16 protein-coding genes are annotated in these 12394 nt (G+C 65.5%); 6 read left to right on the top strand and 10 right to left on the bottom strand.

What is annotated here, in order from left to right; genetic code table 11:
• Positions 1 to 32 precede the first annotated feature (32 nt).
• The gene (folK, locus tag FIU91_RS01570) at positions 33 to 635 is read right to left on the bottom strand and encodes a 2-amino-4-hydroxy-6-hydroxymethyldihydropteridine diphosphokinase (protein WP_152461160.1); all 603 of its coding nucleotides are present in this window, start codon (positions 633 to 635) and stop codon (positions 33 to 35) included.
• Positions 636 to 768: 133 nt separating this feature from the next.
• Between folK and FIU91_RS01565 the strand changes: the two genes are divergently transcribed.
• Together FIU91_RS01565 and FIU91_RS01560 are read left to right on the top strand one after the other, a co-directional pair.
• Positions 769 to 1338 (top strand): NYN domain-containing protein, encoded by a 570-nt coding sequence (locus FIU91_RS01565; RefSeq protein ID WP_093011234.1) that lies wholly within the window; start codon positions 769 to 771, stop codon positions 1336 to 1338.
• 9 nt (positions 1339 to 1347) lie between these two features.
• Complete coding sequence (locus FIU91_RS01560; RefSeq protein WP_152461159.1) at positions 1348 to 1788, top strand: YqaA family protein; 441 nt, start codon at positions 1348 to 1350, stop codon at positions 1786 to 1788.
• A gap of 1 nt (position 1789) precedes the next feature.
• Here FIU91_RS01560 and FIU91_RS01555 read toward each other — a convergent pair whose 3' ends face one another.
• The 7 genes from FIU91_RS01555 to FIU91_RS01525 form a co-directional block, all read right to left on the bottom strand.
• The gene (locus FIU91_RS01555; RefSeq protein ID WP_152461158.1) at positions 1790 to 2242 is read right to left on the bottom strand and encodes a DUF3429 domain-containing protein; all 453 of its coding nucleotides are present in this window, start codon (positions 2240 to 2242) and stop codon (positions 1790 to 1792) included.
• A gap of 57 nt (positions 2243 to 2299) precedes the next feature.
• Entirely contained in the window at positions 2300 to 2914 is a 615-nt protein-coding gene (locus FIU91_RS01550) for a LysE family translocator (protein WP_093011225.1), read from the bottom strand.
• Positions 2915 to 3040: 126 nt separating this feature from the next.
• The gene (ispH, locus tag FIU91_RS01545) at positions 3041 to 3991 is read right to left on the bottom strand and encodes a 4-hydroxy-3-methylbut-2-enyl diphosphate reductase (protein WP_152461157.1); all 951 of its coding nucleotides are present in this window, start codon (positions 3989 to 3991) and stop codon (positions 3041 to 3043) included.
• A 70-nt stretch (positions 3992 to 4061) separates the two neighbouring features.
• Entirely contained in the window at positions 4062 to 4988 is a 927-nt protein-coding gene (locus tag FIU91_RS01540; protein WP_152461156.1) for an OmpA family protein, read from the bottom strand.
• The gene (locus FIU91_RS01535; RefSeq protein ID WP_093011216.1) at positions 4963 to 5535 is read right to left on the bottom strand and encodes a peroxidase-related enzyme; all 573 of its coding nucleotides are present in this window, start codon (positions 5533 to 5535) and stop codon (positions 4963 to 4965) included. The genes FIU91_RS01540 and FIU91_RS01535 overlap by 26 nt, the downstream gene beginning before the upstream one ends.
• Positions 5532 to 6251 carry a GNAT family N-acetyltransferase gene (locus FIU91_RS01530; protein WP_152461155.1) on the bottom strand — a complete coding sequence of 240 codons (720 nt, stop codon included), beginning with the start codon at positions 6249 to 6251 and terminating at the stop codon, positions 5532 to 5534. Before FIU91_RS01530 ends, FIU91_RS01535 begins: the two co-directional genes overlap by 4 nt.
• Positions 6248 to 6970: a molybdopterin-binding protein gene (locus FIU91_RS01525; RefSeq protein WP_152461154.1), complete on the bottom strand. Its 723-nt coding sequence runs from the start codon at positions 6968 to 6970 to the stop codon at positions 6248 to 6250. The genes FIU91_RS01530 and FIU91_RS01525 overlap by 4 nt, the downstream gene beginning before the upstream one ends.
• 49 nt (positions 6971 to 7019) lie before the next feature.
• Here FIU91_RS01525 and sfsA point away from each other — a divergent pair, with 49 nt between their 5' ends.
• The 3 genes from sfsA to FIU91_RS01510 all read left to right on the top strand — a co-directional run bounded on the left by sfsA (position 7020) and on the right by FIU91_RS01510 (position 9819).
• On the top strand, positions 7020 to 7727 hold the full coding sequence (sfsA, locus tag FIU91_RS01520; RefSeq protein WP_152461153.1) for a DNA/RNA nuclease SfsA: 708 nt from the start codon (positions 7020 to 7022) through the stop codon (positions 7725 to 7727).
• 114 nt (positions 7728 to 7841) lie between these two features.
• Positions 7842 to 8654 carry a type I methionyl aminopeptidase gene (map, locus tag FIU91_RS01515; RefSeq protein ID WP_093011204.1) on the top strand — a complete coding sequence of 271 codons (813 nt, stop codon included), beginning with the start codon at positions 7842 to 7844 and terminating at the stop codon, positions 8652 to 8654.
• Entirely contained in the window at positions 8647 to 9819 is a 1173-nt protein-coding gene (locus tag FIU91_RS01510) for an MFS transporter (RefSeq protein ID WP_152461152.1), read from the top strand. Before map ends, FIU91_RS01510 begins: the two co-directional genes overlap by 8 nt.
• Before the next feature lie 32 nt (positions 9820 to 9851).
• Here FIU91_RS01510 and rsmD read toward each other — a convergent pair whose 3' ends face one another.
• On the bottom strand, positions 9852 to 10409 hold the full coding sequence (gene rsmD, locus FIU91_RS01505) for a 16S rRNA (guanine(966)-N(2))-methyltransferase RsmD (protein ID WP_152461151.1): 558 nt from the start codon (positions 10407 to 10409) through the stop codon (positions 9852 to 9854).
• Positions 10406 to 11617, bottom strand: a complete 1212-nt coding sequence (locus FIU91_RS01500; RefSeq protein WP_152461150.1) for an NAD(P)/FAD-dependent oxidoreductase — start codon at positions 11615 to 11617, stop codon at positions 10406 to 10408. The genes rsmD and FIU91_RS01500 overlap by 4 nt, the downstream gene beginning before the upstream one ends.
• Positions 11618 to 11693: 76 nt before the next feature.
• Between FIU91_RS01500 and FIU91_RS01495 the strand changes: the two genes are divergently transcribed.
• Positions 11694 to 12182 (top strand): peroxiredoxin, encoded by a 489-nt coding sequence (locus FIU91_RS01495; RefSeq protein WP_152461149.1) that lies wholly within the window; start codon positions 11694 to 11696, stop codon positions 12180 to 12182.
• Positions 12183 to 12394: the final 212 nt, after the last annotated feature.

Here is a 12394-nt window from a genome sequence, read left to right as displayed (position 1 = left end):
CGCAAGCTAAGGCTTGACAAGAAGCCTTCTTTTTACATCGGCGCGATTTCGTCGCAGGCCTCACGGGGCAGCGCGGCTCGCATCTCGAAGATCGTTCGCCCCAGGATCGGGTGCCGCCAGGCGGGCGCGATATCGGCCAGCGGCACCAGCACGAAGCCCCTGTCCTGAAGCCTCGGATGCGGCAGGATCAGCTCATCAGGCGCAACGCGGCGCTGCTCCGCCGCGGGAAGATCGTGCCATTGGCGCCAAGTATGCTCGTCAGGCGCAACCGCACCGTCCATCGCGACCAGATCGAGGTCGAGCGTCCGCATCCCCCATCGTTGCGCCCGCGCCCGACCGAAATGCGTCTCGATCCGGTGAAGCTCGGCCAGCACGTCGCGTGCTTCGAGCCCGTCCGGCACGTCGCAGAGGATCGCGGCATTCACGTAATCCGGGCCTGCCCCCGCGGGAAAACATGGTGTCCGGTAGAACCGGCTTGCCGCCCGAAGACCGAGCGGTCCCTGAGCGATCACGACCAGGGCCTCGGCCAAAGTCGCCTCGGGTGGCGCGTCATTCCAAGGCAGATTCGCACCAAGCGCGATCAGCGCGGTGCGGTGTTCGCCAGACAGGAAGGGGGTTTCTTGCGTGAACGTCATGTTGCCGTTACGTCTACGCTCGCTTGCAGTGCAGTTTCGCGGTAATATGTTCCAATTATAATCGCACGTCTGGCACTCGGAGGATTGCTTTCGTTCGCCCGACGGCAGCCCGCATTCATTGAAGAGGAATTTCATGTTTTACAAGGACGAACGGCTGGCGCTGTTCATCGACGGGTCGAATCTGTACGCAGCAGCCAAGTCCCTAGGCTTCGACATCGACTACAAGCTTCTGCGGCAGGAATTTGTCCGGCGCGGACGCATGATTCGCGCCTTTTATTACACCGCGCTTCTGGAAAACGAAGAATACTCGCCGATCCGCCCTCTGGTGGACTGGCTGCATTACAACGGTTTCTCGATGGTGACCAAGCCGGCCAAGGAATACACCGACAGCCAGGGGCGCCGGAAGGTGAAAGGCAACATGGATATCGAACTGACCGTCGATGCCATGGAGCTTGCCCCGCGGGTGGATCACATCGTGTTGTTCTCCGGCGACGGCGACTTTCGTCCGCTCGTGGAAAGCTTGCAGCGTCAGGGCGTGCGCGTCTCGGTCGTCTCCACGATCCGCAGCCAGCCGCCGATGATCGCCGACGAGCTGCGCCGCCAGGCTGACAACTTCATCGAACTCGATGAGCTTCGCACCGTGATCGGGCGTCCGCCGCGCGATCAGGACGAGGCGTCCGAGCGGCAGGCCTCGAACGGCTGATCTCAGCCGATGATGGCAGCTATCGCGGCTCTTGGCGGCCTGTTTCTTGCGGCCTTCGGGGCTGCGACGATCCTGCCGTTCCAGTCCGAAGTGGTCTTCGTCGGCTTGCAACTCGGCGGGCGCTGGCCGGTCTGGCTCCTGGTTCTCGTCGCAAGTATCGGCAACATTCTCGGCGCGGTCGTCAATTTCGTGATGGGCCTTTATGCTGAGCGATTCCGCGACCGCCGCTGGTTTCCCGCCTCTGGCCGGCAGCTTGATCGCGCACAGGACTGGTGGCAGCGCTACGGGCTCTGGACCCTGCTCCTGAGCTGGGCTCCCTTCGGCGATGCCTTCACCGTCATCGCCGGGATCATGCGCGTGCCGCTCTGGCAATTCCTGGCACTCGTGAGCGTCGCGAAGACCGGCCGCTACATTGTCCTTGCCTGGGCGACCGCCGCTGCGGCGGGCTAGGTCAGAAGATCGGTCCGATCGCGAGACAGAGCACGACAAGGGCAGTCAGAAGCACGCGCAGCTGCATCCACCAGCCCGGCGCGAGTCCCCAGCGCCAGAAGGCGAAATCGAGGATCAGGAGCCCCGCGAACCCGGTCATCAGATTGATCGCCGCCGAGGTGGGCCCACCCCCCGTCATGAAGAAGGCCCAGAGCGCCGGGATCACCGACAGCGCATAGCCCGTGGCGGCGCGGCTGTCTTCGGCCTTCGTCGCAAAGCCCCAGAGCACCCCCGACATGAAGCTCAGAATGATCGCCCCGTAGTAAAGCTGCACATACGGCCCGATGAAGCGCGGCCCCAGCGTCTGCTGACCCCAGCCGGCCAGAGCGGGCGCCAGAAGCGTCAGCGCGCCCCAGGCGAACGGGATCACGCCTGCCAGTCCAAGGATCAGGGCGGAGCGGGGAATTTGGGTCATCACGTCTCTCGGCGAACAGGTCTGCGGAGCGCGAGATAGCGCGAGCGGCCTCTCCTGTCACCCGGCCCGTTCGAGCGCCAGTCTGCCGGCCAGCGCGGCAAACAGCGTTGCGAAGGATCGGTTGAGCCAGCGCATCGCGCGGGCGCTCGCCAGAAGACGGTCGCGTGCCTCGGCGGCAAGCAGCCCGTATCCGACGAAGACAACGAAGGTGAGTGCCATGAAGATCGCGCCGAGCGTGGTCATCTCGAGGGTCGCGGTCGCGGGATTGCCCGAGAGGAACGGCGGCAGCAGTGCCAGGAAGAACACCGACAGTTTCGGGTTCAGGATGTTGATGAGCGCTCCGCGTCGCGCGATGCGAATGCCCGGCTCCGCCGTCCGGTCCTCGGAAACGGCCAGCGCGCCGCCCGCGCGCAACGACTGCCAGGCGAGATACAGAAGATAGGCCACGCCCGCCCACTTCACCGCCGTGAAAAGAAGCGCCGAGGTATGCAGGAGCGCCGCAAGCCCAAGGATTGCCGCAGCCAGATGCGGTACGATCCCGAACGTGCAGCCCAGCGCCGCCCAAAGCGCCGCGCGCCGCCCCTGCCCGAGCGAGATCGCCAGCGTATAGAGAACACCCGTTCCGGGAGCGATCACGACAACGAAAGCGGTCAGAAGGAATTGTAGCGACATGGAGCGGCTTTCCCGGTTCGAACCGCCCGACTCTCCGTCGGGCCAGGACCGCGGTCAAGGCGCGTTCTTTTCCGGGATAGCCCGAATACTCGGGGGGACGAACGCTAAGGCCAAGCCGCGCTTGCTTCAGGCAGGCTCACGCAGGACGCGGGGCACCTTGAACTCGACGTTCTCCTCGGCCGTCGTCACCGTCTCCACGGTCACATCGTAACGCGCGCGGAAGGCGTCGATCACCTCTTCGATGAGCACGTCTGGCGCGGAGGCGCCCGCCGTGAGGCCGATGGAGCGGATACCCTCGAGCGCGCGCCAGTCGATGTCAGCGGCTCGCTGGACGAGTTGGGCATAACGGCAGCCTGCCCGCGCACCGACTTCGACGAGCCGCTTGGAGTTGGACGAGTTCGGCGCGCCGACCACCAGAAGCGCGTCGCAATCGGGAGCCATCGCCTTCACCGCTTCCTGCCGGTTCGTGGTGGCGTAGCAGATGTCTTCCTTGTGCGGGCCGACGATGGCCGGGAAACGCGCCTTGAGAGCGGCGACGATTTCGGCGGTGTCGTCGAGAGACAGGGTCGTCTGCGTGACGAAAGCCAGTTTCTCGGGATCCCGCACGTCGAGATGCGCGACATCCTCCGGCGTCTCCACCAGCAGTACCTCGCCCTCGGGCAGCTGCCCCATCGTGCCGACCGTCTCGGGATGCCCGGCATGGCCGATCATGACCATCTGGAGACCATTCTCGTGGTGCCGCGCCGCCTCGATATGCACTTTCGAAACAAGCGGACAGGTCGCGTCCACATAGACCATTTCGCGCTCGGCGGCCTCGGCGGGCACGGCCTTCGGCACGCCATGCGCCGAGAAGATCACCGGACGGTCCGGCGGGCATTCGTCCAGCTCCTCGACGAAGACCGCGCCTTTCTCGCGCAATCCGTCGACGACGAACTTGTTGTGCACGATCTCGTGGCGCACGTAGACCGGCGCGCCCCATTTCTCGAGCGCCATCTCCACGATCTTGATCGCGCGGTCGACGCCGGCGCAGAAGCCGCGCGGCGCGGCGAGGTACAGCGTGAGGGGCGGGGTCGTCATTAGGGCTCTCCGGTCGTCTTACCTGTCACAGGTAAGGGAAGGTCGGTACTGAATCCACCCCGGGTGCGGCTCATTCGCGTGCAAGCAGCACAGCCTCGACACGGCGATTGAGCGCGCGGCCCTCCGGCGACAGGTTCGAGGCGCGCGGCGCGAGGTATCCGACGCCTTCGGCAGCGACCTGATCGGCAGGTGCACCCGCCTCGCGCAGATAGGCCGCGACCGAACGCGCGCGCGCAAGGGACAAGTCGCGATTGCCCGCGAGCGAGCCTTCCGCATCCGTGTGCCCGACCAAGAGGATGCGCCGGTCGGGCGTGTCAGCGAGATACCGGGCCAATGTATCGAGAGAGGCGATCCCGTCCTGACCGAGGGAAGTGTCACCGCTGGCGAAGGTCACATCCTCGAGCGGAACATGCCCCTGCGCCTCGAGCCGCGCGATCAAGTCGCCGGTGGCAACGTCAGGTGCCGATGTGCCCGCACGTGTCGTGACGATCCCGCCCGAAGGTGTCTCGTTCTCGGAGATCTGGATGCTCTGCACGAAGCCCGCCGCCGCACTTCGGCTCGTGAGGACAGATATGGCCCTGTCGCCCTTTCGTGCGGAGAGGAACCGATAATCGGTCAGGTCGACATACATGCCCGGCGCGGGCGCAACGCGCGTTGCGAAGCGGAAGTCGAACCCGCCGCACCGCGCAGCAGCGCAATCGAGCAGGATCTCGTAGTCCGACCCTTCCAGGCTCTCGCGAATCGGCCCCATCAGATCGGCCGGCGTTGCGGCGCTATCGTCGATCCGCCAGGCGCGCAGCGAGAGCGTGCCGTCGACACGCAGTGCGGGCAGACCGCTGTCGGCCGTCCAGGGTCCGCTCGGCAGCGCGTAGCTGACCCCGGCCTCGGTGAGCGACACCGTTTCTTCGGCGGCTTCCGGCAGAGGCAGATCCTGCGCGGCAAGCGGCCCCGCGAGGCAGGCAAGAAGAAGGCTAGCGCGCCTGAGAATGATAATCATCGTTCGGACGCATATCGGTCGCGCTCGCGACCCGGTTCGTCATGTTGAAGAAAGCGGCGACATTTATGATGTCCCAGATGTCGCGGTCGGTGAAGCCGACATCGCGCAACGCCGCGCGGTCTGCTTCCTGCACTTCGGCGGAGGCCTTGGTCACGGCTTCTGTGAAGGTCAGCATCGCGCGATGGCGCGGAGAAAGATCCGCGACCCGCCAGTTCATGACCATCATCTCGCCAAGCTTCGGATCGCCGGAAAGCGCGCGTACGGCCGCGCCATGCGCGGTCAGGCAGTAGAAGCATTTGTTGATCGAGGAAACGCAGACCGCGATCATCTCGCGCTCGAGCTTGCTAAGGCCGCTCTCGGCGAGCATCAGCTCGTTATAGAGCCCGGTGAAGGCGTTCAGCTTCTCGATCGAGAAAGCATGGGCGCGAAGAACGTTCGGCACCATGCCGAGCTTTTCCTGGCAAATGTCGAAATAGCGCTGCGTCTCGTCGGGCAGCGGATCGACCTGGGGCAGATCGAGCGCGGTCGGCTGGGTCGTGTCGGTCACGGTTCCTCCTCGGCGTGGATGCGGTAGTGATACTCTCCCACCTCCTCCATCCCAAGGGAAGCATAGAGCGCGTTCGCGCCCTCATTCGCGCGCGTGACGAGGATCGCGATCCGCGACGCGCCGTGCTCGCGCCCCCAGCGGGCGGCCTGCCGCATCATCCAGGCGGCAAGCCCGAGACGGCGGAGCGCGGGCGTGACCTCCACCGCGTGAACCATGACCGTCTCGCCGTGGATCGCCGCGAAGGCGCAGCCACCGGGCGTGTCTTTCATGCGCCCGAGGATCGCCGTCTTCGGGCCATCCACGCGCGCCATCACATCGAGCCGCGCCGGCCCGATCCCGCCAGCCTGCCAAAGCTCGCGCATGATCGCGAGCGGCTCCCAGATGGTGAAGGCGGTCACGCGCGGGATCGGGCGATCATCGATTGCCTCGACCGGCGCCGCGCGGATCACCACCGGGTCGATCACGCGGTATCCCCGCGCCTCGAGCGCGTCGTCGAGAGCCGTCTCACCGCTCCGCACCATAAAAAGCGGCGTCTGCTCGAGACCGCGCATCCGCGTCTCCGCGCCTGCGATATCCGCCTCGGTCCACCCGTCCCGTGCTGTTGCAGCCGAGACGCGCTTGCCGCCGCCCGCCCCGTCGCGAAGCGTGAAGCCTGGCACGTCATGGCGCACCAGGGGCGGCCATGTCGCCTCGGCGATCTCGAAGAGATCGGTCATTCCGCGAAAGTTTCTGCCAGCTGCGTCACCGCCGCATCGACCCGCGCTCCGTCGCTTCCGCGGACAACCACATGCGCGCCGTAGATGCCGTTTTCGTGGAACGGATAGGAGCCGAACGACAGGTCCGGGAATTCCTTTGCAAGCTCGCGAAGCGGTCCGGCAATATCGCCCTCGCCGCGCTCGACCCGGATGGATTGCGACAGCAGAGGCGCGCCGCCGGTCAGCGTCGGCAGGACGCTCGCCACCATCGCCTGGAAGACCTGCGGCACGCCGGCCATCACATGCACATTGCCGATGGAGAAGCCCGGCGCGGCGGAGACCGGGTTCTCGATCAAGGTCGCGCCATCGGGGATGCGGGCCATCCGCAGGCGCGCGTCGTTCAGTTCCTTGCCGGTGCGCTCGTAATGTTCGGCCAGGATGGCACGGGCGTCGTCCCGCACGTCGATGGAGACGCCCATCGCGTCGGCCACGCAATCGGCCGTGATGTCGTCATGGGTCGGTCCGATCCCGCCGGAGGTCACGACGATGTCGTACCGATCTTTCAGTGCCGTGAGCGCCTCGACGATGGCGGCGCTTTCGTCCGAGACGATCCGCACCTCGGCGAGGTCGATACCGCGCTTGGTGAATTCGCCCGCGAGATGATGCATGTTCGCATCGCGCGTCCGCCCCGAGAGGATCTCGTTGCCGATCACGAGCATGGCAGCTGTGGGGTTGGGCATCTCGTCTCCTCCTTGGCCTCGGCTGGAGGCATAGCTATAGGCCTGCGCCATGCGCTTTCAAACCCCTCTCGTCCGCGCGACGCTGCTTCGGCGGTACAAACGCTTTCTCGCCGATTGCCGTCTCGAGGACGGACGCGAGATCACCGCGCACGTGGCCAACCCCGGCTCCATGCTTGGCCTTGCAGAGCCGGGCACGATTGCCTGGCTCGAGCCCAACGAGGATCCGAAGAAAAAGCTCAAATGGAGCTGGAAGATCGCAGAACTGGAGACCGGCGCGCGCGTCGCCGTCGATACCGCGCTCGCCAACAGGATCGTTCGCGAGGCGCTCGAGGCGAAGCGAATCGCAGGACTCGACGCCTATGACAGCGTCCGCCCCGAGCAGAAATACGGAGAGGCGAGCCGAATCGATTTCCTCCTCCAAGGCGCGGGCCTGCCCGCCGCCTATGTCGAGGTGAAGTCCGTCACCCTCTCCCGAACGCCGGGCGTGGCGGAATTTCCCGACAGCGTGACAGCGCGCGGCACCAAGCATTTGAAAGAACTGGGCCAAATCGCTTCAGTGGAGGGGCGGGCCATCATGCTCTACCTCGTCGCGCGCGATGATGCGCGCGAGGTGGCCCTCGCCGCCGATATCGATCCCGCTTACGCAAAGGCGTTCCGCGAGGCCCGAGCCGCGGGTGTCGAGGTCATCGCGCTGGCCACCAAGATCGGGCCAGACGGCATCAAAACCACGACGCCGCTGCCTTTTTCGGAGCCCTGAAAGCCATCTCGCAGGCCACTTGAACGCCCCTTTCAAGCTGCATCGCAGCAAGCGGGTGGAAATACCCGCTTTTTGGTCCTAAATTCCGCGTCAAGAGATGTTTGGAGATAAACCTTGAACGAAGCCAGCCCCGGACGACTGACCCGAGACGGGATCCGCATTTATGAACCCGGCGATTTCGCGGGAATGCATGCGGCCGGGCGTCTTGCGGCGCAGCTTCTCGACGAGGTGGCCGAGCATATCTATCCCGGCCAGACCACCGGCGCGCTTGACGACTACATTCGCAAGCGGATCGAGGAAGAAGGCGCGACCTCTGCGACGATCGGCTACAAGGGATACCAGCACGCCACCTGCATCAGCGTGAACCACGTGGTCTGCCACGGCATCCCCGGCGACAAGAAGCTGAAGGATGGCGACATCCTCAACATCGACGTCACCGTTATCGTGGATGGCTGGTACGGCGACACAAGCCGGATGTATGTCGCGGGCAAGCTGCCGCGCAAATCCGAACGGCTGATCCAGGTCACCTATGACGCATTGATGATGGGGATCGAGGCGGTCAAGCCGGGCAACACGTTCGGCGACATCGGCCACGCCATTCAAACCTACGTGGAGAGCCAGCGCATGTCGGTCGTGCGTGATTTCTGCGGACACGGGTTGGGCCGGGTGTTCCACGCGCCGCCGAACGTTCTGCATTATGGACGCGCAGGCACCGGCCCTCAGCTCGAGGAAGGCATGTTCTTCACCATCGAGCCGATGGTGAATCTCGGTCGTCACGAGACCAAGGTGCTGTCCGACGACTGGACGGCGGTGACGCGGGACAAGTCGTTCTCCGCACAGTTCGAACATTCGGTCGGCGTGACCTCGGACGGGGTCGAGATCTTCACGCAATCCCCGGCGGGCAAATTCCACCCCACTTATGACTGACGGCGCAAGCCGGAGCGTCATCGCAACGCTGTCGGCCTGCAACTTCGTCATCGGCATGGGCGCCTTCGTGGTGATCGGGCTGATCGACCCGATGTCCGAGGCGCTCTCTGTCTCGCGCAGCGGCGCGGGCTGGGTGATGACGATCTACGCGATCTCCTACGCGATCTTCTCACCGCTCCTCGTCTCCGCCACCGGCCGGATCGGGCGGCGGCGTGTGCTGGCGCTCGGTATGGCATTGTTCGGGGTCGGCATGACGGGCGCAGCCCTCGCGCCGTCGATGGGCTGGCTCCTCCTCGCCAGAGGTGTCGCGGCGGCGGGCGCGGGGATGTTCACGCCTGTCTCGGTCGCCGTCGCGGCGGCGCTCGCCGCTCCTGAAGAGCGGGGCCGCGTCCTTGCCGCTGTCGTCTTCGGGCTGACGCTCGCACAGGTCGCGGGCGTGCCCGCGGGCGGCTGGATCGCGTTTACCTTCGGCTGGCGCGTGGCGTTCTGGCTTGTCGCCGCACTGGCCGTGGTCGGCATCGCGCTCGTCTGGACGCGCGTGCCTCGCGGCCTCAGCTTCGCGCCGGTCTCGCTGTCGGACCTCGGCCGTGTCATTCGAGACGGGATCGCAATGGGGGCAATTCTTTATACCGCCTCCTTCCTCGGCTCGATCTTCGTCCTTTACACTTACATCGCGCCACTTCTGAGCGAGACGATGGGCTTTGGACGCGATGCGATCACCCTGACGCTCGTTGTCTTCGGGGTGGGTGCGGTGCTCGGCAATCTGCTCGGCGGCTGGATGGCCGACAATCTGGGGTTCCTCCGCACGCTTCTGCTTCTGGTTGCGGGCCAGCTTTTGACTATGCCGCTTTTCTCGGGGCTGCCCTACCCGGTCTGGGCGCTGATGGCACTGGTCTTCCTCTGGTCGATCCTCGGCTGGTCGTTCATGGCGGCGCAGCAGGTACGCCTTCTCGGCCTCGCCCCCGAGGAGGCGAGCGTCGTGCTCGCCCTCAACGCGGCGGCGATCTATGTGGGCACGGCTTGCGGGTCGGCCTTCGGCGGGCTGGTGCTCGATATGGCCGGTCTCGACGCGCTGGGGATCGGCGCGAGTGTCGCAGCGCTCTGGGCACTGACACATATCCTCTGGTCGCACCGGTCGGCGAAACTTGCGGGACGGGAAAGCTAGGCGGCAGACGCGCCCGAGCCTGTGCGGCCCACTCAGTCCGCCTCGAGCACCGTCACGTGCGTGTCGCCGTATCGCCGCGTATCGAGCCGATCGAAGCCGTCGGGTGCCTCTTGCGGGCTGCTTTCCTCCCAGACGATGAGCGCGCCTTCCGCGATCCAGCCCGCCTCTTTCGCCCCGACCAGCGCTCGCGCACCGAGATCGCGACCGTAAGGCGGATCGAGAAATACGAGGCTCGCCGTTTCCTCCGCCCTTGGCAGGCGCGTTGCGTCCATGCCGATGACCTTTGCCCGCTCACCGCAGCCCAGAAGCGCGACATTCTTCCGCAAAAGCGCCTGCGCCTTGCGCCCCTCATCGACGAAGACCGCCCGCGCCGCCCCGCGCGAGAGCGCCTCTAGGCCGAGCGCCCCGGTCCCGGCAAAGAGGTCCAGCACGACGGCATCTTCGAATGGATCGCCGAAGCGCCCGCCTGCGAGCATGTTGAAAAGGCTCTCGCGCACGCGGTCGGTCGTCGGGCGCAGATGTGCGCCGGGATCGCCCTTGCCCACGGCGGTCAGCGGCCGCCCGCGATATGCGCCCGCGATGATCCTCACGCTTTCAGCAATGCCTTGAGATCGGTCGCGGGATCGGCCACTGCGACGGGATCGGGCGACTTGCCCGCCTCGATGAGACGCTTGCCGACCATGTACGCACGCGCATCGTTCATCGCGTCGACAGCAAGCAGGCGCGTGCCAGCGTAATACCAGAAAGACACCGCGCCCTCCTCACCGGGGCGCATGACGACACGGTCGTAACCCGACGAGAGCCCTGCGATTTGCAGCTTCACATCATACTGATCCGACCAGAACCACGGTTTGGCGGCATAATCGCGCGCCGCGCCCGCGATGTTATCCGCAACGCATTCGGCCTGATCGATGGCGTTGCCGACGCTTTCGAGTCTCAGGCGCGTCTCGCCATGCGGGAAGGAGGCGCAATCGCCCGCCGCCCAGATCGACGGATCGGAGGTCTGCCCCTGAAGATCAGTCTTGACCCCGTTCTCGATCTCCAGACCCGCCGCCTCCGCGAGTTGGGTTTCAGGCAAGATGCCGACACCCACAACCACGAAATCGAGATCGAGACGCGTGCCGTCGGACAAGTCCGCCCCAATCACGTGCCCGTTCTCGCCGATAAGCTGCGTGAGACCGGTTCCTTCGCGGATCGTCACGCCGTTTCGCTCGTGCAGGGCGCGGAAGAAATCGGAGGTCTCAGGTGCCGCGACCCGCGAGAGAATGCGGTCGCTCATCTCGACAAGCGTCACATCGAGATCGCGCTTCGCCGCGACAGCCGCCGCTTCGAGGCCGATATATCCGCCGCCGACGATCAGGACGCGCGCCCCCGCTCCGAATCTGTGCGCCATTGCATCGACATCGTCGAGGGTGCGGACGGTCACAACGCCGTCGAGGTCGCCGCCCATCTCTGGCGGCAGGCGGCGCGGCGAAGAGCCGGTGGTCAGAACGAGATCGTCATAGGTGAGCATCTCGCCCTCGACCGTCACAGTCTTGGCGGCGGGGTCGATTGCCTCGACCCGCGCACCGAGGCGCAGCTCGATTCCGTTCTCGGCATAGAAACTTTCGGGGCGAAGATAGAGCCGTTCGAGCGGCATCTCTCCCAGAAGGTAAGCCTTGGACAAGGGCGGACGCTGGTAAGGCGGGACCGGCTCTTCGCCGATCAGTGTGATCCGGCCTTCGTATCCCTTGCTCCGCAGACGCGCGACACAGGCGGCCCCGGCCTGGCCCGCTCCGATGACGACGACATGGCGCATGGACGTTCTCGCTTGTTTTCCTCGGGCGTCCCCTGCCTATATCGGGCAGAGACGGGAGCTTAAAGGGAGACAGGGCATGCCGATCAAGACAGGAGACACGCTGCCAGGGGCGACGATGGTGCAGATGGGCCCCGACGGCCCGGAGCAGGTCCGCCTCGGAGACAAGCTCGACGGACGGCGCGTCATCATCTTCGCGGTGCCTGGCGCCTTCACGCCGACCTGCCATTCCGCCCATGTGCCGAGCTTCATCCGCACCAAGGACGCCTTGATGGAGAAAGGCGTCGACGAGATCATCTGCATCTCGGTGAACGATCCCTTCGTGCTGAAGGCGTGGGGCGAGGCAACGGGCGCGAGCGAGGCTGGGATCACGCTGCTAGGCGATCCCGAAAGCGCCTTCACGCAAGCGATCGGCATGGAATTCACAGCCCCTCCCGCAGGTCTCGTCGCACGCTCGAAGCGCTACGCGATGCTCGTCGAAGCGGGCGTCGTGAAAGTGCTTCAGCAAGAGGAAGGCCCCGGCGTCTGCGACGTGTCGGGCGGCGAGGCGATGCTCCAAGCGATCTGAACGCCGCGCCGGGGCGAGGCTGCTTGCCCCGGCGTTGCTTGCGTCTGCAGCGATGCAAGAGCATGAGGCTCCGATACCGGCGTGATCCGGCATTCGGGAATGCAACGCCCGAACACATCCCGAAAAGCTTGGAGGAAAGGCGCCGCGCGCAGGGCGATCAGTCGATGCGGCTGGCCAAGCGGGACGCGTGGTGAGCTGCGGCGGGCGAGTCT

Source organism: Roseivivax sp. THAF30 (genome assembly GCF_009363575.1).
In the GTDB taxonomy this organism is placed as follows: Bacteria; Pseudomonadota; Alphaproteobacteria; order Rhodobacterales; family Rhodobacteraceae; genus Roseivivax; species Roseivivax halotolerans.
Note: the sequence above shows the minus strand (reverse complement) of the source record. Positions and strands in the feature narration are given on the sequence as shown.